The organism is Paenibacillus residui, from assembly GCF_042677205.1.
GTDB lineage: Bacteria > Bacillota > Bacilli > Paenibacillales > NBRC-103111 > Paenibacillus_L > Paenibacillus_L residui.
On sequence record NZ_JBHTIU010000001.1, the window covers coordinates 125942 to 148074 of the forward strand.

The following is a 22133-nucleotide window of genomic DNA, read 5'->3' on the forward strand; positions in this document are numbered from 1 at the left end:
GCCCCATTCTATTGGAATTAATCATAGGAAGCAATAAAAAATAACAGCTTGCTGTCACCTATTGCATCAGAATTCAATAATTTGGAATGCTAAGACAGAAGAGGTGATCTGATTTGAACAACCGCTTGATGTTTATTTGCCTGATTGCCACCTTTGTTATCAGCGGAATTACACATTATGCAGGGATGAACAACACAGTACAATTTATAGCCTCCTGCGTTGCTATATTGTTCGTTGCCGGATTTCTCGGCAAAGCTACCGAGAATGTGGCGCATTATGCCGGTGAGCGTATCGGAGGCTTTCTTAACGCTACTTTTGGCAATGCCGCAGAATTAATTATCTCCATCATTCTAATCAAAGAAGCGGCTAATGGCAATCCGCAATTATTCGATATGGTCAAGGCAAGCATAACCGGCTCTATTATCGGAAATATGCTGCTTGTCCTGGGTTTAAGCCTACTGCTGGGAGGTATCAAATACAAGACCCAGAGCTTCAATCCCGTCCTGGCCACTTATAATGCCTCGCTCATGCAGCTTTCGGTTGTCGCTCTGTTCATTCCCGCCATGTTCGCCTACTCGCTAAACGATCGCAAGACGGAGCAGCTCAGTCTGACGGTTGCAGCTATACTCATAGTTTGTTATTTGCTGTGGCTTTATTTCTCGATGGTGACCCATAAGGATCAAGTGACAGAAGTAAAAGGGGCGAACGGAAAAGCGGAATGGTCCAGAGGATTGTCTATTATATTCTTGATCGCAGCGACCGTCATGGTTGCCTTCGTCAGTGAATGGCTGGTCGGGACGCTGGAGGAGATTTCACATCGTTTTGGTCTATCGGAGCTATTTATTGGTGCGTTCGTCATTGCGATCATCGGCAATGCCGCAGAGCATTCCGCTGCCGTTATGCTGGCGCTGAAGAATAAAATCGGGGCTTCGGTGGAAATTGCTATTGGAAGCAGCCTGCAAATTGCTTTATTCGTAGCCCCGGTGCTTGTCTTCATCAGCTTTTTTATGGGGGAGCCGATGAATATCGTCTTTACCCTTCATGAGCTGCTTGCCATTGCAGTGGCCGTCATCATTGCCGTAGCGATTTCCAGAGACGGAAGCACCAGTTGGTACGAGGGTGTTCTGCTGATTGCCGTCTACCTGATTCTGGGGATTGCCTTCTTCCTGCTATAAAATACAGGCTTGAACCGTTCGAAGCAGCTTAAGTATTGGCGCAAAACTGTCCTTGATCCCCTTGCCGGATCAATCCAAAATAAAAGAGTAACCGCAGCAAACGAGTTACTCCTTAGCGTTCAAAGCTTCATACAGCTGAGCCAGATTCCGTTCCAGTTCGCTCAACAGCTGTTTACCCATCGCTTCGCTGACCAGACCGGCACGGATGGCGAAGTCGACCTCCCGGGAAAGCCCATACATTTGGGTATCCAGTACTTCTTCGTACAAAGGGCATTTACGGGTCGTTAAATTTTCCATTTGCACTTCAATTAATTTCTGTATCTTCAAGGCGTCTTCCTGGAGAAGCTGGAAGGCCCGCTGGTTTAAACTCAACATCATTTCGGATGAAGACATTAAACTTCCCCCTTGTAGTAGAATAACAACTTGCTAATTCCGTTGTTCTCATATATAGCGGCCCTGTTATTCTTCTGCAGATAGATGCGAAGAATCGATAAAGCTCCTAAGCACTATATTAGACGAAAACATAACAAGTTACAAGAGATTCAGCGCCTTCTTAAGTCATGCATCCCCGAACAAAATATTCCTTCCGCTCTACAGCTGCCTGCCTATGAAAAAAAGTATTCCCCGGTTCAGGGAATACTTTTGGCACGGACGAACCTTATTCTTCGGCTATTTGAACCGCAAGGTTATGCTTTGCGAATACTTCCTGCATACTCTTCAAGGCTTCGTCCGCATCGGGACCATGTACATGAAGCGTATATTTTCCCGAAGAGGTCAGGGTAGTAAACAGACCTAATATACTTTTAACGTCGATGTATTTGTTCTCATATTGCAGAACGATGGAAGAGCGAAACTTGTTAGCCGTCTGGGAAATATCGACGACAGCGGCATTGCTCGAATTAGCCATTGCTATCCCTCCAAATATAGTATCATCATTGCTTTCATTGTAATGATACATTGGAAACAAGTAGGGTGCAAGGTTCTTTTTTACTCATTTAAAAACGTTTTCATCAGGCGGTCATTTCAGATTTTCCGGATTAAGCCCTTCGAGCTCCTTGATGACAAACCTTCCGTCCTTGCGAATAAGCACATCATCGAAATAAATTTCCCCTCCGCCGTATTCCGGCCGCTGGATAAGCACAATATCCCAATGGATGGAGGAACGATTTCCGTTATCCGCTTCCTTATAAGCCTGGCCGGGGGTAAAATGAAGGCTTCCCGCGATTTTCTCGTCAAACAGGGTATCCTTCATCGGATGAAGTATGTAGGGATTGAAGCCCAGGCTGAACTCGCCAATGTATCTGGCTCCCTCATCCGTATCCAATATATCGTTAATTTTGCGGGTATCGCTGCTTGTCGCCTCTACAATCCGGCCATTCTCGAAGACAAAACGGATATTCTCGAAGGTCGTTCCTTGATAAACCGACGGAGTGTTATAGCTGATAACACCGTTGACCGAATCATGGACCGGTGCTGTATACAGTTCTCCGTCAGGAATGTTGCGGTGCCCGGAGCACTTGACGGAAGGAATGCCCTTGATCGAGAAAGTCAGATCCGTACCGGGAGCAACGATCCTGACCTTGTCGGTCCGGTCCATGAGCTTCTGCAGCGGGTCCATCGCCCGGTCCATTTTCGAATAATCCAGATTGCAGACGTTGAAATAGAAATTTTCGAAGGCCTCGGTGCTCGTATTCGCCAACTGAGCCATGGATTCGTTGGGATAACGCAAGACGACCCAGCGCGTATGCTTCACCCGCTGCTCCAGATGAACCGGCTTCCGGTAGTACCGGTCATATAGCCTCATCTTGTCATCGGGAACATCGGCCAGCTCGTTCACATTCTCTCCGGAGCGGATGGCGACATAGCACTGCATCTCCGACATACGTTTCAGATCCATCTGTCCCCACAGCTCCATCTGTTCCTGTGTGGCGGACATTAGTAGAGACCTGAGCACCCGTCTGTCATTCAGCTCCACGAACGGAAACCCTCCACTTTTGTAAACCTCTTCGATCAGGCAGTTTACAATCTCTCTTTCAGAGCCCTGCATATCGATCAGTACCTTGTCCCCGGGCTGCACCTGCATGGAATAGTTCACCAAATTGCGGGCCAGCGTCTGTAATCGTGGGTCTCTCATTCATCATTCCTCCTTAAGTTGCCGATTTATGAGCTATCCTCTTTTTAAGCCAGCCGCCAATAATCAGCAGGATTACAAAAATCCCTACCAATATAAGCAGTCTTCCCTTATTCTGCCGGAAATGCATGACATCGTGGCCTATATAGCTTTCCAGCAGGATCATCGGCAATTTGCCGACAATTGTCGCCGCCAGGAAATGGCTGGCCTTGACTCCCATCGCTCCCGCTCCGATGTTAATCAAAGTGGAGGGAACGACAGGAAGAAGACGCCCGATGAAGATGTAAAAGTATCCGTTGCTTTCCAGCCGCTTGTTGAAGGCCGCTGCCGCCGGATACTTCTCCAGTCTGTCCAGAACCTTCTGCTGTCCTACGGACCGGGCGAACCAGAAGGTAAGCGCCGCTCCGACAATGGACATGACATAATTGATGACAAATCCCCACCATAATCCGAAAATAAGGACATTGGCGCCCGCGATCAGCACGAACGGGACAACGGGAATGATCGTTTGCAGCAGCACAGCGAGCATCCCGAATATAAACGCCCATGCCCCGAAGGAAAGGATATACTGCGACAACTGCTCTACGGTAATTTCCGGCAGCTTGCCCCTCCAATACGGATAGCTTAACAACAGGACGAGCGCCAGTATAATAACGGCGATAAGGGTATATTTGATCCAACCGGCAGGCTTCGTTGTTTTTTTCAATGGGGGAACTCCTCTCGCAGCTTCCTTATCATTGTATCATGTTAGATTACGGAGGAAAATCCATTCCGCCCGAATCCATTCGGCTTCTTCTACCCGTTTTCCTAAACAGGATCAAGACAAATTTAATCGGCCGCGCTCTCCAGCCGAACTTAAGCATCAGTCAAGAGGCGTGCTGAAAATATAATGCGACCGCACGGTCTCCTCCTGTCCGGCCCCTTGTGCCGAATAGTTTAGACGGGTCTTAACCTCCAGCTCCTTGGCCCGTTGGCTCGGAAGATCAATCCAGATCCGGCAGTTGCCCTGGGCGGACAGCGATGATGATAATTGCTCCAGTCTGGCCTTCTCTTCCTGGATGCGTCCGGCAATTTCCTTATCCAATTGTGCCGCTTTCTCTACCCCTATCACCTGACGGTATTGAGCGGACCGGCCGGCCTGCTGTTCTATAATCTCAGCGAGACGCTTCTCCCATTGCTGACGAATCAATCGGGTCCATTGCTCGGCATCCGTCTCTACCACAAGAGCCGGCCTCCTTCCTGTCGCCATTTCCAAGCGCACGTTCTTGCGTGCTTTGCCCAGCCCGTCAATAAGGTCCACAGGGTCTAACGCGCGTCCTCCCCCCTGCGCGTTCACTGCAAGACGACCGCTGCCGTCGGCGGATTGAGAGAAGGTGCTTACGGCTACCGACATCCCCGCTATTTGGACCTCGGACCTTCCCTCATAGGCAAGCCCTGCGAGCCCCTCCATATTCGCCAGCACATTATCAAGCAGAGCCTCCGGCTCCGGGGTCGCCCAGTTGCTGCAGGACGCCAGCATCGCCGCCAGACACCATAAAATTAGAATATGCCCCATTCGTTTCATCAATGAAATGCGCAAGGAGATTCATGACCCGAACGAATTCTTTGTATCTACGTATAGACTGGCTTACCCAGCCTTCAGGCCATGCTTCCCGGCTCCCTCCTTTAGTTGTATTGATGACTTTAGGGTTCTCCCCTGCGAGTCAGTTTATGCCGTGCGTGGCATTCTCTGAGTTTATGAGATCGGAGCCGTCATATCCTGGTTTCTAGTCGATTGGACTCTTAATCTGAAACACTTAATAATAGCACTTGACATAGAATTGCCAATTCCTATAGAATTAGAAGTTGAGTGGATGTTGTCCTCTCTTCGTACCGACAGATTCAAGTTATGAACACCCTCACTGGTTTTGTTGCTGACAGGACAGCGGCTGAACTTTTCGTGTCAGAGCGGCCGGCTTAAGCCCCGCGACAAACAAAGCCAGGCATAACGTCAATCTGTAGACCGGACGATCCAACAACTAGACTTTGATTTTTGATGAATAATTTAATTAACATTAAAGGAGCAATCTAATACATGGCACGTTACACAGGTCCTAAGTTTAAATTGAGCCGCCGTCTTGGCATCTCCCTTAGCGGCACAGGCAAGGAATTAAGCAAGCGTCCTTTTCCTCCGGGACAGCATGGTCCGGGAATGAGAAGAAAGATCAGCGGTTACGGAATGCAGCTTCAAGAGAAGCAGAAGCTTCGTCACATGTACGGACTGAGCGAGAAGCAATTCCGCAATCTGTTCGATAAAGCTACCAAGATGAAGGGGATTTCCGGTGAGAACTTCATGATCCTGCTGGAAAGCCGTCTGGATAACCTGGTTTATCGTCTTGGATTCGCCAATTCCCGTGCAGGCGCACGTCAATTGGTATCCCACGGCCACATCACAGTTGACGGCAAGAAAGTCGACATTCCTTCCTACATGGTGAGCGTAGGTCAAGTCATCGGCCTTCGTGAAAGAAGCCGCGGCCTCTCCTCCATCAAGGGAGCTCTCGAGAACCGCAACCATGTTCCTGCTTACCTCGAATTCAACGAGCAGGCTCTGGAAGGTAAATACATCCGTTTGCCTGAGCGTTCCGAGCTGTCCCAGGACGTTGACGAGAAGCAAATCGTCGAGTTCTACAGCCGTTAATCACTTGAATCCACAATCCCGGACACATGTCCGGGATTTTTATTTGAAATCGCGCCCGCTGCGTAAACTTGGACTCAAATATATGCTAAACCTGCACGGTTTTGGTTTTAACGGACCCTGGAGACCTTATTTGCTCCAGAAGGGCCTTTCTGTAAATTTTAATGGACTCGGATGACCTTATTCTAAGAAATGCTTGCGAAAGTATGAGAATTCCAAGCAATAAGAGCATCTGTGTCCGTCTAAAAAAATCGCCTATTTAGACGAAATAGAGTCTCCCAGGTCCGTTACATTTTCGCTGTTAGACTTTCCACAGCCTCCTCGTGTCCGTAACATTTTCATGGATACTATACAAAGTATTAGACCTTACCGCCGACACCATCATCCTTTCCACAATTCAACGACTGCTGGATGTCGACCGGACTCGAATGTCCCCCTGCGGAATACCGCTGCCGATTACATTCTTCCCTCCCTCCCCTGCCTTTGGGATTTAGCCTCTAATCGACAATTTGTATCGGTCTCACTGCACTTTTCGTGCTTTTCTGCCACGATACGAACAATTATGATATAATAGTTTTGTTTATTTTACATATGGGAACGGGGTTGTTGTGCTTTTATGCTTAAGCGATTGCAATCATTCTTCAGTCATAAGGTAGTCAGAAATATAGGCCGCTATACTTGGCTAACCTTCAAATGGACCTTCATCACCATTCTGGTTTGCGGCTTTCTGGCTGCGGGCGCCATTTTTGGCTACACATCCGCCCTTGTGAAGGACGATCCTGTCCGAAGCAAGGAAGAAATATTGGCCAAGATGGAAGAAAATGCGATGACTGGCTTTGTCTATTTTAACGATGATATGGAGCTGGGACAGCTCCGGTCGGATGAAGATCGCAGAATGGCCACCTATGACGAAATCCCCAAGCTGGTCATGGAAGCATTAGTCGCTGTAGAGGATTCCAATTTTTACGAACATATGGGCTTCGATGTCAAGGGTGTCTTCCGCGCCGTCAAACAGAAAGTGTTTAACGAGCCTATCCAAACCGGAGGAAGCACTATTACCCAGCAGTTGGCCAGACGGGTGTTCCTCAGCATGGACCGCGAATTGAGCCGTAAGGTCAAGGAAATTTTGCTGTCCGTCCGAATCGAACGAATAATGACGAAGGAACAGATCATCACCGCCTATTTGAACAAAGTACCGTTCGGAACAGGGGCCAACGGGTATAACGTTCACGGCATCAAAGCGGCGGCTAAAGGAATTTTCGGCATCGATAATCTGAATGAACTGAATTTGGCTCAGTCCGCCTATTTGGCAGGCCTCCCTCAGCTCCCCAGCAGCTACTCCGCCTTCAAGGGGAACGGAGAATTTGACGAACCCGGCTTCAACCGGGCGGTCGAGCGTCAGCATTGGGTGCTGAAGCGGATGTTGGAAACGGAGAAAATTACCGAGGAGGAATATCAGGAGGCTCTGAGCTTCAACCTGCGGGACAGCTTGTCTGAGCCTCAGGAGAAAGCTTATACCACTTATCCTAACCTGATGATCGAGGTCGAGAAAAAAGCGACGGAAGCTCTCCTCTCTGTAAAGTATCCTGAAGTGCTGGAGAAGAAGGAGGAAAATAAAGAAGCGTATCAGGAAGCGTATAAAGAAACCCAGCAGGAGCTGTTCCGCGGGGGATATAAAGTTTATACGACGATCGACAAGACGTTATATGATGCCATGCAGGCGATTGCCAATGAACCGTCTCACTTCCTGCCCGATCATCCGGAGGCCGGAGTGGAGCAAATCGGCGCCATTATGATCAATAATGAGGACGGAGCGATTCTCGGTATGATCGAAGGCCGGTCAGGCTCCTTCAACCATGCTACGCAAGCTTACCGGCAGCCGGGATCGACGATGAAGCCGATCGCCGCTTACCTGCCTGCATTGGAGAAGGGAGCCATTCAGCCAGGCGGTGTCATAGATGACTCTCCCGTCGTTCTGAAGAACGGAAACAGCGGGTGGCATATTCCGGAGAACTGGAACCACCGCTTCCAAGGCTTGATTACGGCCAGAGAAGCATTGAATCAATCTTATAACATCCCGGCTATCAAGCTGTTCCTGAATGAAGTGGGAATTGAGGAAGCGTGGAATTTCGCCAGACAGCTCGGCATCACCTCCATTACGGAGGAAGATAACTACTCTCAGACCGGAGTCATCGGCGGTATGTACAAAGGAGTATCCGTAGAGGAAATGACGAACGCCTATACGGCCATTCCCAACAAAGGCGCCTTCAATGACGCCTACATGATTCGCAAGATTGAAAGTGCCGACGGCAAAATCATCTACGAGCACAAGCATGAACCGACGCAGGTGTTCTCGGAGCAGACCGCTTATTTAATGACCGACATGCTGCGTACCGTCATCACTTCCGGAACCGGGAAGAACATCAAAACGTATCTTAAAAACTACGGGAAATTCCCGATTTCCGGTAAAACCGGTTCGACGAATGAGGATGGAGATGCCTGGTTTGTCGGATATTCTCCCGATATAACCGTCGGAGTCTGGGCCGGATACAGCGAGCCCAAATATAAGCTCAGCAGCAAGAACGGAAGCACGATGCATGCCATGAAAGTATGGTCTCTTGTCATGGATGCTGCTTACGAGAAGAAGCCCGAGCTGTTCAAAACCGACAAATTCGAGCGCCCCGATGACATAGTGGAGATGACGGTCTCCAATCTGTCCGGCAAGCTGCCAAGCGATTTGACGAGAAGCACCGGACATCTGGTTACCGATCTGTTCAATCGCAAGTATGTTCCTACGGAAGTGGACGATGTTCTGGTCAAAATGAAATATATTACGTATAACGGGGTGAACTATCTGCCCAACCCGGCTACGCCGGATGACATGCTGAAGGAACAAGTGGTTATCAAGCGGCCCGAATCGATCGCTTCGATCTTGAACCGGATCAAGGAAGTCAGCTCTTCCCTGCCGGCGAACAAGCGCAAGTCGCTTAGTGCCTACATTCCTAAAGATGCCGGTATGGACGCTCCGACCGAAACCGATCCGCGTGCAGGCGACGGCAAGGCACCTGAGCCTCCGACGAATCTGGTCTTTACGCGAAGCGGCGATACAAACACACTATCCTTCGCTCCTAGTGCCAGCAGCGATGTCGTAGGCTACAGAATATACCGGACGGATGGGGTTAAATCGTTCGAACGGATGAATGGCAAGGTCGTTATCGCCGGCGAGGAAAATGTATTTAGCGGACTGCCCTATTCCTTCGGCAGCGGATATTACGTCACGGCAGTGGATGTCGAAGGAAAAGAGTCCGCTCCAAGCAGAATCGTGTTCAACGACAGCATCAATCCCGATCTGATTCTGCCCGGCGGCGATTCAGGCCAGAATAACAGCGAGGTCAAAGGAAATTCCAACGGAGGGGAAGAGCTGGGCCCCCCTTCCGGGGTTAAGGCCAAGATGAACGGAAAGGCGCTGCAAATTACCTGGAAAGGCAATAAAGCCAGCCAATATAATGTCTATTACAGCGAGAAGGAAGATGGGCCTTTCCAAAAGATAGGTTCGACGAAGGGCGATACGGAGTTTAACTATTACGCTTCCGAACTCGAAGGTTATTATCGGGTCACCGCTTCGAACGGCAGCAAAGAATCGTCTCCTTCCGCAGCGGTTCACTTCGAGTCTTAATCCATCATAGCCTGTCGGCACAGTCCGGCCAGCCTGCGCAAGACGCGCAAGACCGGCCCAAAGTAAAATCACGGCGTTTTCCCACCAGGGGAACGCCGTGATTTATTTATTGCCGCAATTATTGGCAAGCTTTATTACTTCGAGCGAATCTCCTGCCGCATGAATAAAGCATAGGCAATGCCAAAGCAAACCATCGTGGCCGCGATCAGGCCGGTCACCTGCGGCCATACCAGAAGCAGGCTCTGCCCCAGCGGCAGCGGGCTCGGAATGGCCCCTATTTGCTGTTCAGGAGTTAACAAACCGAGCGAACGGATCGAAGGAACCAGCATGGTCATTGTAGCTTCATCGAATAATTGACTTGGAGAAAGACGCATAAGAAGCTGCATAGATCGTGCATAGCTTAGAATATCGTCTATTCTCGCGCTTCCGGCCGGAGCCAAGGCCCGCCCCACAAGCTGGACAATCATATTAAAGAATACACTGAAGAAAATCCATACCGCGATGCTGCTGATGGCCGATGTTGCCGCCTGACGCAATCGGGTAGAGAATAAAATCGACAGATTCAGCCAGAAACCGACGTAAACAATCCCGATCAACATAAAGATAACGATGCGCCAGAACTCTTCCGGCGTCGGCGGAATGCCAAGAGCAAGCAGGCCTGTGCCGACCATGGTTAATCCCAGAGACATAAAGAGAATGGCAATCAAGGCAAAGCCGGCTGTAAATTTGGCAAGCAGCAAATCATCCCGGTATATCGGCTGCGAAATCATTCGTCCTAACGTGCCCTTGCTCCGCTCCGAGTTCACCGCATCGAAGCCCAGCCCGATGCCCAGAAGCGGTCCGAGGAAGCTGACGAATGTAATGAAATTGGGCAGGGTTCCGTTATGCTCGGTAAACAGCTTCAGGAACAAGAAGGACGCGTCTGCCTCCGAGCGGGCGATAGAGCGGACTTCATCCAGTGCGGCATATAAGGAGCCTATGCAGGTAAGGATCATTAGGGAAAGCAGGATGACCACCCGCCAGCTGCGAATGTGATCGCCAATTTCCTTATGCACTATGACCCAGAACGGATGCGCGGCTGAAGAATGCCCCTTGGAAGCTTGTTCTCCTTCAGGGAGGCCCCTCCCACTTTCCACGGATGATGCCTCCGTACGGAGTTGCGGCCTTCTCCATTCAAGTGCCTTGGCGTGCAGCTTTTGCTTTAAGTCCTGCCAGCTTGGAACCTTCCCTGTCATTCGAATCACTCCCTTCGAAATAGCGGTGATAAATTTCGTCCAGCCCGTACTGCTTTTTGGTTAGACCGGTGAGAGCCGCTCCTTGCTCCACAAGGGTACGGGCCACTTGCGGACTGACATCCTGCGCACAACCGAGCCGAAGCCTCCGTTCTTCTCGCTCCACCCTCAGAACATGCTCAATGCCCCGCACGGCCTCCACCATATCGTCGGTCAATGCATCCGCTTCTACTTCAATTAGCAGCGGTTCACCCGCGAACAGCTCTCGGGACAAGCTCTCTACCGTTCCCTCAGCAATTAATCGCCCCTGTACGAACAAACCGACACGGTCACAAATTTGCTGCACTTGATGAAGATGATGCGAAGACAGCAGCACGGTCAATCCTTCATCACGGCTGAGCGTGCGGATTAAATCCAGAAATTCCCTGACACCCTCGGGGTCGATTCCCAAGGTCGGCTCATCCAATATAATGATCTCCGGCTGCTTGATCAGAACGTCCGCCAGCCCGAGCCTCTGCCTCATTCCTCGCGAGAAGGTTCCCGCCTTCTGCCGCTTGGCATGACTAAGGCCGACCCGTTCCAGAAGGCTATCCGCCCGGACGGCGGCTTCCGCGGCGGAAACTCTGTTCAGCCTGGCGGTATAAATTAAATTTTCCCTTGCGGAAAGATCATCATAGAACCCCACATCGTCCGGCAAATAGCCGACTCTCTTCTTGACCATCATCGGCTGCCGGGTTGAGTTGAAGCCGCATACCTTCACCGTGCCCGAGGTTGGCTCCGACAAACCGATCATCATCAATATCGTTGTCGATTTGCCCGCCCCGTTCGGGCCGAGAAGCCCAAATATTTCTCCTTTGTTAATGGACAGGTTCAACTGGTTAACCGCTGTTTTCTCACCGTATTTCTTCGTCAAATCCACCAGTTCGATAATGGCTTCACTCATCGGCTACCGCCTCCCGTAAGTGCGGAACAAATAATAAATCCCCGCAATAACCGCAGCGATAATCAGCACCCCTATCCATCCCCAGAGCACGGAGGCTTTAACGGCTACACGGAAACTCGCATCCGAGGATGCCTCCGGAGCGGTTACCTTCATGTTGGTGACATAGTCCCCGGCAACAGCTTTCTTGTCGGCCTTGAGCTCGGCCGTTACGGTAGTGGACTGCCCCGCCTCCAATTTCGTAATCGTCTTGGGCTCGAACGTCACTTCCCAATTCACCGGCGCTTGGGCGCTGAGCTGCAGATCCGTTAAATCCGCCGTCCCTTCGTTGGTTACCTTGAGCTCGAGCTTTCTGCTGCTGCCGGCCGTCACTTCAGTGCTTAACAACCCGCTTTCCGTACTCAAGCTCACTTTATAAGTGCCGGTAATGACGACTTCCATCTCGGATTTGGCCTCCGTATTGCCGTTAGCCGCCGAAATCGGAATTTTATAGCTTCCCTCCTGCACGTTGGCCGGCGGTTTTACTTCAACGGTTAAAGACTTGGACTCCCCGGGCTCGACCGTTACCGATGTCACGCTCTTGCCATCCGCGTTAAATTGCACATTCCACCCGCGCGGCGCTTGGGTAGTAAGAGCGTAATCCTGTTTCTCCGCTGTACGGTTTCTTAAAGTGTAACTGAAGCTGAACGAAGACTCGGCGTGCCCCTCCATATTAGGCTGCTCTGTAGTCAGCTCTGTCTGGTAGGTTCCCTGCTCGGACACGCGGACGGTCAACGGCAAGCTGGCGAGGCCATCCGCCGTCAGGACGAACTGATAGTCCCCTTTATCAATTTGCAGCGGAACATTCAGCTCCATATTGACCTGCTGGGAATCGTTAGGCTTCACCGAGATTTGCCCGATCTTCCAGCCTCCGGAGGTCAATCCGTATTCCCAGCCTGCGCCGTTATCCTCCAGACGCAGCGCGACATTCTGCACACTGCCGCTGTCATTGATGACATCGATGGTGTACTTGATCGTCGTTCCCGGAGTTACCGAAATATCCGTATAGGGAGTATACAGCGTCACCCCTCCCGCCGCCGACAGCTCTCCGGCACCGAAGCCCAGACAAACTACCGCCGCCATTAAGATAATGCTGACCCAACGCATCTTCCTCATACAACTATAAAGCATGAAATCTTCCCCCTTTATTCTTGTATCAATCTTCCTACGAATGAACTTCGCAATCGGATTTATGAAAAGAAGATAAAAATTTCATTAAAAGGAGCTTAAAATCCAATCAAGCTCTTCCCCTTCCGCGTCATTTTTGCTACATAAATAATTAAGGACGCTGTTTGGAAAGAAATGCCGTGCTTTTATTGAAAACGGTTACGATATGTCCTTCAGAACGATTAAACATGGCGACGGAAAGGTGATTAACGTGTCTTTGTCCAATGAAGAGGCTCATCTTCTGCTGAAGGAAATGAGTAAAGGTTCTATTGAGGCCTTTGAACTTTTCTATGAAAGCTACGTTCCGCTAATCTACCAGATCGCTCTGAAAATAACGGGAAACCGGATGGATGCGGAGGATGTATGTCAAGATTTGTTTCTGGAAATTGTGAACAAAGCGGAGCAATACGACCCCGAGCGAGGCAGTATGGAGGCATGGCTCGCCGTCAGGACCAAGAGCCGATGCCTGGATCGTATTCGCCGCAATCAGCGGGGAATCGCAGCGGAAAGCTCCTCTCCCTGGTTTCCGGCGGAGCGGTCGGCCGAGGAATACGTCATTCGCAAATGGCAGATGGAATCGCTTCATAAAGCTATAAGGCAGGTTCCTGAAGCTCAGAGGGCCGCTGTGATCGGAATGTACTTTCATGAACAAAGTCAAAAACAGCTTGCCGCTGCTATGCAGAAGCCTCACGGAACAGTCAAATCGCTGATTCGCTACGGTGTTGCCAGCCTGCGTAAGCAATTGACAAAAATGGGCTGGCTGGAGCCGCCGGGAGGTGTCGGGGATGGAAAATAAACGAGGGAAAAACTGTGTAGAAGAAGAGCTTATGGTAGATTTACTGCAAGGAAGGCAGGATGAGCAGACCGGACGGGAAGCCCTGCAGCATATTCATTCCTGCGAAAGCTGCCGCAAGCTGTATAACGAGTGGTTCTCCTTGCTGCAGCCTTCCGGAGCGAAACAGCCGCGTTCCATAACCAAGACGAAAATCAAGCGAAGATTGCGTTGGCACTGGTTTGTAGGCATGGTGCGCTCCAATCTCCTTCGCAAGAGATGGGGTGCGGGAATGTTGGCGGCGGTTGCGGTCATTCTGCTGTATATCGGCATCTTCCGGCCGCATTCGGACCCATGGCTGCAGAACCGGGATATGCCTGCCGCTCTGCCTGAGCTGAAGCTTGTCTCCCATCCGGGAACTATTCTCTATTATGTGCCATTGGCCGCCCAAGACGCTGTGACCGGATATGTCTGGATCAACTCGGAGTCCGGAGAGATGTTCATCCAGGTGGAGGGCTTGCCTCCCCTGCCGGAGCACGACTACCAGGTGTGGATCGTCAAGGCGGACGATCGCCGTAACGGCGGCCTGCTCCAGTTGGCTAACGGAAGGGCCTCCTTATACTATACGGCGCGAACAAATCAGGTTCGTGAAGCCGAGGGGATCTGGATCAGCATTGAACCCAAGGGAGGAAGCCTCCAGCCGAGCGGTCCTGATCGTGTCCTGGTCAATCTTAGGGAGAACCGATCCTCCCCCCGCTAATCCGGTTTAATTGCGCGAGCTTAAAGGCGCCATTTTTCCAATTGCTTAATGGGTAGGAAACAACCGGGAAGGCTTTCCTTCCGGTCTAAGTACAAGCAAAGCACCCCATGGATCATTATCCGTGGGGTGCTTTTGTTTAAGCCGAAGCCAGCGTGCCTCGGTACCTTTTTCATTGCGCAGGGGGAAAATATTCTTCCCTCCTTGGCATTAATCCTCGATGGTGGATAAATCGCCTGTCGGCAAATTAAGCTCCCAAGCTTTGAGGACCCGGCGCATAATTTTACCGCTTCTTGTTTTCGGCAGCTTATCTTTAAATTCAATTTCCCGAGGCGCCGCGTGGGCGGCCAGACCTTCTTTGACAAACTTGGCAATGTCCTGCTTAAGCTCATCGGAAGGCTCATAGCCGTCTCTCAACGAGATGAAGGCTTTGATGATCTCTCCACGGACCGGGTCCGGCTTGCCGATGACGCCGGCTTCCGCAACCGCCGGATGCTCGACCAGCTTGCTCTCGACCTCGAACGGCCCGACGCGTTCACCGGCTGTCATGATGACGTCATCCACCCTGCCCTGGAACCAGAAGTAACCGTCTTCATCGACAAATGCGGAATCTCCTGAAATATACCAGCCAGGGAAGCGGAAATATTCTTCGAATTTGGCCGGATTGTTCCAGATCTTCCTCATCATCGAAGGCCATGGGGTCTTGATCGCCAGATTACCCATGCGATTCGGAGGAAGCAAATTACCCGAGTCGTCCAGAATTCCCGCTTCGACACCCGGAATCGGACGTCCCATCGAGCCCGGCTTGATATCCATGGAAGGATAGTTACAAATCAGATGGGCTCCCGTTTCTGTCATCCACCAAGTATCATGAATGCGCTGCTTGTACGTCTTCATTCCCCACCGGACCACTTCCGGATTCAGAGGCTCCCCGACGCTTAGCACATGGCGCAAAGCGGACAGATCGTATTGGGAAACGATTTCATCACCGGCACCCATCAGCATGCGGAAGGCGGTCGGAGCGCTGTACCATACCGTGACCTTGTACTTCTGAAGCGTATTGTACCAATTCTGCGGACTGAACCGGCCGCCGCGAATGACGTTGGTCACTCCGTTAAGCCAAGGGGCAAAAATTCCATAGGAAGTCCCCGTTACCCATCCCGGGTCGGCTGTACACCAGTAGACATCATCCTCACGCAAATCAAGAACGATCTTGCCGGTATAATAATGCTGAATCATGGCGTTATGAACATGAAATACGCCCTTCGGCTTTCCAGTAGAACCAGATGTATAATGTATGAGCGTTCCATCCTCGCGGTCTACCCACTCGATTTCCAATTCTTCCGATGCGGCAGCCATTTCCTTATGGAAATCAATCTGGCCGGGCTCCAGCTCCAGATCGTCGCCCACGATAATCACATGCTTTAATTCCGGGAGGTCTTTAACCGGTACACGCGGAAGCTGCGAAGGCGTTGTCACAATGGCCACTCCGCCGCTGTCCTCCATCCGGTCTCTCACAGCCTGCTCCATGAAGGCTTCGAAGAGCGGTCCGACGATCGCCCCGATCTTGATGGAGCCAAGCAAGGCAAAGTACAGCTCAGGAGTTCTCGGCATGAAGACGAATACCCTGTCGCCCTTCTTGATTCCATATTTGCGGAGCACGTTCCCGAATTGATTACTCTTTCTCTTCATCTCATCGAAGGTGTAGGACTCTTCCCGCTGATCGTCGCTATAAATTAAAGCCACCTTATCCTTCCTGGAGGATTCGGCATGACGATCTATCGCTTCATAAGCTATATTGACTTTTCCAGTTTCATGCCAGGTAAAATACTTCTCTACTTCTTCCCAACTGAAGTTTTCCCTGGCTTTCTCATAGTCTCCCAGATTGGAATGTTCAGCGGTTGCCTTCAAAACTTCTTGGCGGTCTTCCATATGGTCTCCTTGCCTCCCTTAACAAAATGTAACGCTTTCATATGTAGATTATGAAAACTTAATGACATTTCCATTATAACATAACCTGTCATCATGGTGTATTCCTTTTCACAAACTGTAAAATTTGTTATAAGTAAAGAGAGGCCACGAAAAGGAGCTGCAAGCCCTATGGAGCATATCAAAAATTACCATTCGGTTACTTTGGACCGTGACGGGAAGCAGATAGTCATTGAAGGACCTGTTGCCCCGGAAATCATTTCCCAATACACGATGCACTCGGATCTCGATGCCTTCCGCCGCCCGAAGGATCAGCAGGAAGCACTGGTGGAAATCGCCTCCCTTCCGGAAGGCAGAATTATTCTGGCCCGGGACGGAATGACGATCGTCGGTTACGTGACCTTCCACTATCCGGATGAAATGGAGCGTTGGTCGGAAGGAAACATGGAAGATCTGATCGAGCTCGGCGCTATCGAAGTAGCTAATGACTACCGGGGATTAGGCTTGGGAAAAAGCCTTATCCGGCTTGCTTTTCAAGACGGCCAATTGGAAAATGTAATCGTCTTTACGACCGAATATTACTGGCATTGGGATCTCCAGCGCAGCGGTCTTAATGTATGGCAATACAGGCAAATGATGGAAGATTTAATGAAATCGGTAGATATGGTATGGTATGCTACGGACGATCCCGAAATATGTTCGCATCCCGCCAACTGCCTGATGGTACGCGTTGGGAAAGACGTCAGTCTGGAGTCAATCGAGAAATTCGATCATCTCCGTTTCCGTCAAAGATTCATGTACTAGGCGTTAGGGGGAACTATTGTGAGTTGTCGAGCAAAATTTATTTTTGGCAATGAGGAATTGCAGTACCGGTTTAACGATGATCATCCGTTCAATCCGAAGCGGCTGGAATTGACGGTTGATCTGCTTATAAAAACGGGAGCGCTTTCGTCAGCCTCCATCGTCCCTCCCAGACAGGCTACCATCGAGGAACTTGAACGGGTGCATCTTTCCGAGTATATCCAAGCGGTTCAGGCTCTAAGCCGACCGGATCCGGATGAACACGCAATCCGAGAGGCCGACCGCTGGGGCTTGATGGATGAGGATACCCCTTACTTCCCCGGGATGCATGAGATCACTTCGCTGCTGGTCGGCGGCTCGCTGGAGGCGGTGGACACGGTGATGTCGGGTCAATCCGATCATGCCCTGCATCTGGGCGGAGGACTGCATCATGCAATGCCGAACAAGGGTGGCGGCTTCTGCGTTTATAACGACGCCTCCGTAGCTATTGCGCATCTGCGCAGCAAGTACAACGCCCGCGTCATGTACATCGACACGGACGTGCATCATGGCGACGGTGTGCAGTGGTCCTTCTATACGGACCCTGATGTGTGTACATTCTCCATTCACGAGACCGGCAAATATCTATATCCGGGTACCGGACCAGTGGAGGAACGCGGCGATGGCGACGGATTCGGCACTAATATCAATCTGCCGGTGGAGCCCTATACCGAGGACGAGTCGTGGATGGACAGTTTCCGGGAAGTGCTTGGCAAGGCGGTGGCGAGCTTTCGTCCTGACGTGATCATTTCACAGCATGGCTGTGACGCCCATGCCTTCGATCCGCAGGCCCATATCCATTGCAGTATGAGTATCTATCTGCAGATGCCGCAATTTATCCACGAGCTCGCCCATAAATATTGCGGAGGCCGATGGATTGCTTTGGGCGGCGGCGGATATGATATTTGGCGCGTTGTTCCCAGGGCCTGGGCTTTGCTCTGGCTGACCATGACCGATCATCCGTTGGCAAGCGCCCTATCTTCGAAACCGCTTACTCCTCTTGCTCCGGAATGGTTGGCCCGGTGGCAGCCGGAGAGCCCTCTCCCGCTCCCGGATACTTGGCTGGACCCGGTCGAAACCTGGGAGCCCATTCCAAGGCGTAAGGAAATTAGCGAAAAGAACAGGCAGACGAAAGAAATCGCCATGCTTTACTTGCCCGATCGTCCGGTTGAGCAATGATCTCCCCCTGAAGGGGGGAGATCATCCGACCGGTGTTTTGCTACTTTTCTTTTTTGACCATGACCTCCACGCTTGCGCTCAAAGTTTGGTAACGGGCTGTAATTTGGGTCTTCCCCTTGGCTTTCCCCGTCAGAACCCCATTCGTATCGATCTCCGCGACTTCGGGAGAAGGATTGACAAATTCGACTTTGTCCGTAATCTCCAATCGACTGCCATCCGAATATACGGCGATCACCTCTGCCCTCTGCTGCTCTCCTACTCTCAGTTTATACTTCCTGGCTTGGAACTCCATCGAACGGAGTACAGGCTCCGGATTCGGCCCGCCCGATTCGGTGACGGTCACTGTGGCAGCCGTCTCCAGTTCCCCATGGCGGGCGGTAATCTGCGCCGTTCCGGCAGAATAAGCGGTCACCACCCCATTCTCATCTACATCGGCAACGGTCGGCCGGCTGGATTTAAATTGACTTAGCCCGGTTACCTCGATTTCCCGGCCATCCCCATAGACTGCATAAACCACAGTGGAGTGCTTCTCTCCTACCCGAAGCCGGTAAGTATCGGCGTCCAATCGCAATCCGGCCGCGTTGGCGGAAGACAGATGCAGCCGGTATATTTTCTCATGAAGTCCGTCTGCGGATTGGACATGAATTTCCGCCGTCCCCGGCAATTGTCCGACCGGCGTTAGTGTAATCCGGGCGGCGTCCCCTGCTTTGGCCACCGGCTCCAGCACCACCGATTCCGTTCCCCCTGTGCTGATTGTAATCGAGTATTCCAACTGATCCGGATCGAAGCCTTCAATAAATTCGCCGTTGACTTTAACGTTGATCAGATCGGCGCTTGACGCCATACTGCTCGCCACCTGCAGCAGATGCTGCCCTTCCCCCATCATGAACAAGTTCCCCCGGTTATCCTGGGTCAAGTATCTTTTCCCCCGCGGATCTATCAGGTAAACGTTCTTGGTCTCGGGATCAATCATAAATAACCGGCCCGAAATGGTGCCGTATATATTGCCGTCCGGACCTATTTCCAGGAAGGCATCTCTGAAGGTGATCGAGGAATAAGCAATGTCAAACTTCGGTTCATTATAAACCACCTCTCCTCGCTCAATGTCATAGATGAACAGATTCCCTTCCGCAAATCCCCATATGTTTCCGTCCGGTCCCACTATGAGCTTGGTAACGGCTTTCTTACCGGGAACCGGCACGAACTCTTTGACTTTGACGTTTTGCTCTACGTCCCAAATAAACATTTTGGCTTCGGGTTCGTTTTCCTCCGTATCGCCGTAGCTGTTCCATACGGATGAGCCGCCATAGATCATCCCGTCTTTATAAGCCATGGATACCAGACTCTGATTCAGAATGGGCTGATACCTCTCTACATTCTTGGTGGCGGTGGTATAGAAAACGAGCTGTCCGGTACGGGTATCCCTGGCCGGGGTAGTGACAATCGCCAAGGTTTCATTGCCGTTCCTTGTTATCACCTCTCCCCCATAGGCCCGCTCCTGTTTGTCCGGTCCTGCCTGATCCAGACCGAACAGCCGAACCGGATTGAGCGGCTGCGACGTATCCTTCAAATTCCATGGCTTCTTGGGATCGAATTGATGCATAATGACCCCGGGATATACCGGGATCAATACTTGATCCTCCCCGTAAGGAATGAACATTTCCCCTTGATAAAGATAATTGCCGGCTCCTACGGTTCTGGACGTAAATTGCGTCAGTTTGCGCTCTGCCGGATCAAACATGGCGTAGCCTGTTGATGTGTAGCCGGACATATAAATCGTGCCATTGTTGGCGCTTCCGGTGGAATGAATCGTTCCCGCTTCCGCGAGGACCGGCAGCAGTTTCGTTTCGGTTCGGCCTGTTTCAAAATTGTACGTAAACAGGACTCCTTCCGCACTTAACCCCACGAACGTATCGCCGGGATATTCTTCCCTGTTCAGGGAAAGGATGCTGAATTCATTGTACTGTCCTTCCATTCTAACGGGTTCAGGATTCTGCACCAAATGAACCTGCAGATCTTCCAGGTCATAATAAGCCAGCCAGCGGCCGTTCACCCCATTGTAATTAGTGTAATATTGAAAATACACTTTGCCGTCACGAGAGGGAGAAACCTCACGGGCCTGGTTATTCGGGAACGTGCCTATGACCTCATCGTTGCTGGCCGAATCGAGGACAAGATCTACCACGCTTGTACCCGCTCCAGGAATTTTCAACTGGGATAATCGGGCATAAACCAGACCGTCTATGGCATCCAGATCAAAAGTGTATTTATACAGATCGGTAAAATTTTTACCGTCATACAGAAGCGGGATAAATTCTCCCGACCATTGCCCCTGCTTTCGGTCATATTTTCGGATATAAGCATCGGTAGCCAGTCCGAAATAAACGGCATCATGCACTTCATCGTATGCTATAGAATGAATATACTTCATTCCATTCCGGACAACCCCTAAATCGGTAAATTTCCCGGTATAAATATCGTATTCGAAAGCCCGTCCGAAATCGTCCTCCAATCGGGAATAGGTACCGCCATACAGCTTGCCGTCAGGAGTGGCCACCATGTCAAAGGCATTATGCCCCGCCATGATATTGGTTAAAACCTCTACTGTAGAGCTCTGCACATCATATTTCATCAGCTTGCCCGAACTATATCCCACTATATAGACATTCCCGTCCGCCCCCAGTGCCAATGCCCGGATCAACGTGTCCGGAAGGACTACCTGATCCAGCAGTGTAAGGGAGTCCAAATCAATTTTAGCCAGGTGTGCGGAGGAGCCGTTTAAATTCATGTACATGATGTTCCTGCCGTTTTCCTGAGTAAATACGGCACGGGAATTGACAACCGTTTCAATCGGCGGGCCCCAATCCGTCATGTCAAAAGATACACCCGCGTCAACGTTCATTTGGTCAACGTAGGCTTCCGCACTCTCTCCGGGAACCGTTCCCAGGACAACCCGAATATATTCTGCCCCCTCGGGAACGGTCATGGACAGTTCGGATTGCAGCCATTCGTTATGGCCGTCACTTTCCAAGGTTTGAATGCTCTGCTTGGCAAACAACTCCGGCGCCTGATCCGCTGATGAATACGCCTGAATAGCGTAATGGAGCTTACCCTGCCGCACCTGGAAATGCCCCGACGCCTTGATCAGTTGACCGGATGTTACCCGGACGGGCTTGCTGTAAAGCCACGAGGCTTGCTCCCCGCCGGAGCCGCTGATTCTCAAGCTGCGCTTGCCCTCCATGAACGTTCCTTCTGCTGACGATAGACCAAAGCTTTTATCTCCGCCTTCTCCTATCATCCACCCCGGAATCGTTCCATCCGACGAGGGCACTTCAAACCCGGCGTTTTCCAGCATATTCGCATGCAGTGTTCCGGTTTGGACCGGCTCCAGAATGGTGGTTCCAGCCGGCAGCTCATCCTCGAGGACCGCCGGTTCCCCCGCACTCTGGGCCAGCAAGGACGGCATCGGAAACGCCAAAGAACAGAAAAGCATCAACACCCAGCAAACAAGAAGCACTTTCTTCATTAACTTACCTCCTTCAAAAGATAATAAGTATAGAAAAAATGAAGCGCTTACAAAGCTGTTCGTGTTCATTCTAAAATTTTAAACGGTCATTGAATA

General features: G+C 50.9%; 17 protein-coding genes. 7 read left to right on the plus strand and 10 right to left on the minus strand.

Translation table 11 applies throughout. The features are described 5' to 3' along the window. Window positions 1–113 precede the first annotated feature (113 nt). Window positions 114–1175 carry a calcium/proton exchanger gene (gene cax / locus ACFQ03_RS00595; protein WP_370451750.1) on the plus strand — a complete coding sequence of 354 codons (1062 nt, stop codon included), beginning with the start codon at window positions 114–116 and terminating at the stop codon, window positions 1173–1175. Between the two features lie 105 nt (window positions 1176–1280). Here the strand turns inward: cax and ACFQ03_RS00600 are convergent, their stop codons facing one another. The 5 genes from ACFQ03_RS00600 to ACFQ03_RS00620 form a co-directional block, all read right to left on the minus strand. Further along, window positions 1281–1568 (minus strand): YlaN family protein, encoded by a 288-nt coding sequence (locus ACFQ03_RS00600; RefSeq protein ID WP_144933581.1) that lies wholly within the window; start codon window positions 1566–1568, stop codon window positions 1281–1283. 265 nt (window positions 1569–1833) lie between these two features. Further along, the gene (locus tag ACFQ03_RS00605; RefSeq protein ID WP_144933582.1) at window positions 1834–2082 is read right to left on the minus strand and encodes an HPr family phosphocarrier protein; all 249 of its coding nucleotides are present in this window, start codon (window positions 2080–2082) and stop codon (window positions 1834–1836) included. Between the two features lie 111 nt (window positions 2083–2193). After that, on the minus strand, window positions 2194–3309 hold the full coding sequence (locus ACFQ03_RS00610; protein WP_144933583.1) for an aminopeptidase: 1116 nt from the start codon (window positions 3307–3309) through the stop codon (window positions 2194–2196). Between the two features lie 13 nt (window positions 3310–3322). After that, a complete protein-coding gene (locus tag ACFQ03_RS00615) occupies window positions 3323–4012 on the minus strand; it encodes a TVP38/TMEM64 family protein (protein ID WP_379285420.1) in 690 nt (229 codons plus the stop codon). Between the two features lie 156 nt (window positions 4013–4168). Continuing rightward, window positions 4169–4861, minus strand: coding sequence for a hypothetical protein (locus ACFQ03_RS00620; protein ID WP_379285422.1), 693 nt, complete (start codon window positions 4859–4861; stop codon window positions 4169–4171). A 519-nt stretch (window positions 4862–5380) separates the two neighbouring features. Here ACFQ03_RS00620 and rpsD point away from each other — a divergent pair. Both rpsD and ACFQ03_RS00630 read left to right on the plus strand, forming a co-directional pair. After that, entirely contained in the window at window positions 5381–5983 is a 603-nt protein-coding gene (rpsD, locus tag ACFQ03_RS00625; protein ID WP_144933586.1) for a 30S ribosomal protein S4, read from the plus strand. Window positions 5984–6596: 613 nt separating this feature from the next. After that, window positions 6597–9656, plus strand: a complete 3060-nt coding sequence (locus ACFQ03_RS00630) for a transglycosylase domain-containing protein (RefSeq protein ID WP_379285425.1) — start codon at window positions 6597–6599, stop codon at window positions 9654–9656. Window positions 9657–9790: 134 nt separating this feature from the next. Here the strand turns inward: ACFQ03_RS00630 and ACFQ03_RS00635 are convergent, their stop codons facing one another. From ACFQ03_RS00635 to ACFQ03_RS00645, 3 genes are read right to left on the minus strand one after another with little or no spacing between them, the layout of a single operon-like run. After that, complete coding sequence (locus ACFQ03_RS00635; RefSeq protein ID WP_225312633.1) at window positions 9791–10792, minus strand: ABC transporter permease; 1002 nt, start codon at window positions 10790–10792, stop codon at window positions 9791–9793. Window positions 10793–10829: 37 nt separating this feature from the next. Next, a complete protein-coding gene (locus ACFQ03_RS00640; RefSeq protein ID WP_144933589.1) occupies window positions 10830–11831 on the minus strand; it encodes an ABC transporter ATP-binding protein in 1002 nt (333 codons plus the stop codon). A 3-nt stretch (window positions 11832–11834) separates the two neighbouring features. Beyond that, window positions 11835–12998, minus strand: coding sequence for a COG1470 family protein (locus ACFQ03_RS00645; RefSeq protein WP_144933590.1), 1164 nt, complete (start codon window positions 12996–12998; stop codon window positions 11835–11837). A 247-nt stretch (window positions 12999–13245) separates the two neighbouring features. Here ACFQ03_RS00645 and ACFQ03_RS00650 point away from each other — a divergent pair, with 247 nt between their 5' ends. Together ACFQ03_RS00650 and ACFQ03_RS00655 are read left to right on the plus strand one after the other, a co-directional pair. Further along, a complete protein-coding gene (locus ACFQ03_RS00650; RefSeq protein ID WP_186328217.1) occupies window positions 13246–13830 on the plus strand; it encodes an RNA polymerase sigma factor in 585 nt (194 codons plus the stop codon). Beyond that, window positions 13820–14566: an anti-sigma factor domain-containing protein gene (locus ACFQ03_RS00655; RefSeq protein WP_379285429.1), complete on the plus strand. Its 747-nt coding sequence runs from the start codon at window positions 13820–13822 to the stop codon at window positions 14564–14566. Before ACFQ03_RS00650 ends, ACFQ03_RS00655 begins: the two co-directional genes overlap by 11 nt. A gap of 207 nt (window positions 14567–14773) precedes the next feature. Here ACFQ03_RS00655 and acsA read toward each other — a convergent pair whose 3' ends face one another. Next, a complete protein-coding gene (acsA, locus tag ACFQ03_RS00660) occupies window positions 14774–16495 on the minus strand; it encodes an acetate--CoA ligase (RefSeq protein WP_144933593.1) in 1722 nt (573 codons plus the stop codon). A 168-nt stretch (window positions 16496–16663) separates the two neighbouring features. Here acsA and ACFQ03_RS00665 point away from each other — a divergent pair, with 168 nt between their 5' ends. Next, complete coding sequence (locus ACFQ03_RS00665) at window positions 16664–17296, plus strand: GNAT family N-acetyltransferase (protein ID WP_144933594.1); 633 nt, start codon at window positions 16664–16666, stop codon at window positions 17294–17296. An 18-nt stretch (window positions 17297–17314) separates the two neighbouring features. Then, window positions 17315–18511, plus strand: a complete 1197-nt coding sequence (locus ACFQ03_RS00670; protein WP_144933595.1) for an acetoin utilization protein AcuC — start codon at window positions 17315–17317, stop codon at window positions 18509–18511. Window positions 18512–18551: 40 nt separating this feature from the next. On the opposite strand, the gene ACFQ03_RS00675 is transcribed toward ACFQ03_RS00670, so the two are convergent. After that, on the minus strand, window positions 18552–22037 hold the full coding sequence (locus ACFQ03_RS00675; RefSeq protein WP_379285432.1) for an Ig-like domain-containing protein: 3486 nt from the start codon (window positions 22035–22037) through the stop codon (window positions 18552–18554). Between the last annotated feature and the right edge of the window lie 96 nt (window positions 22038–22133).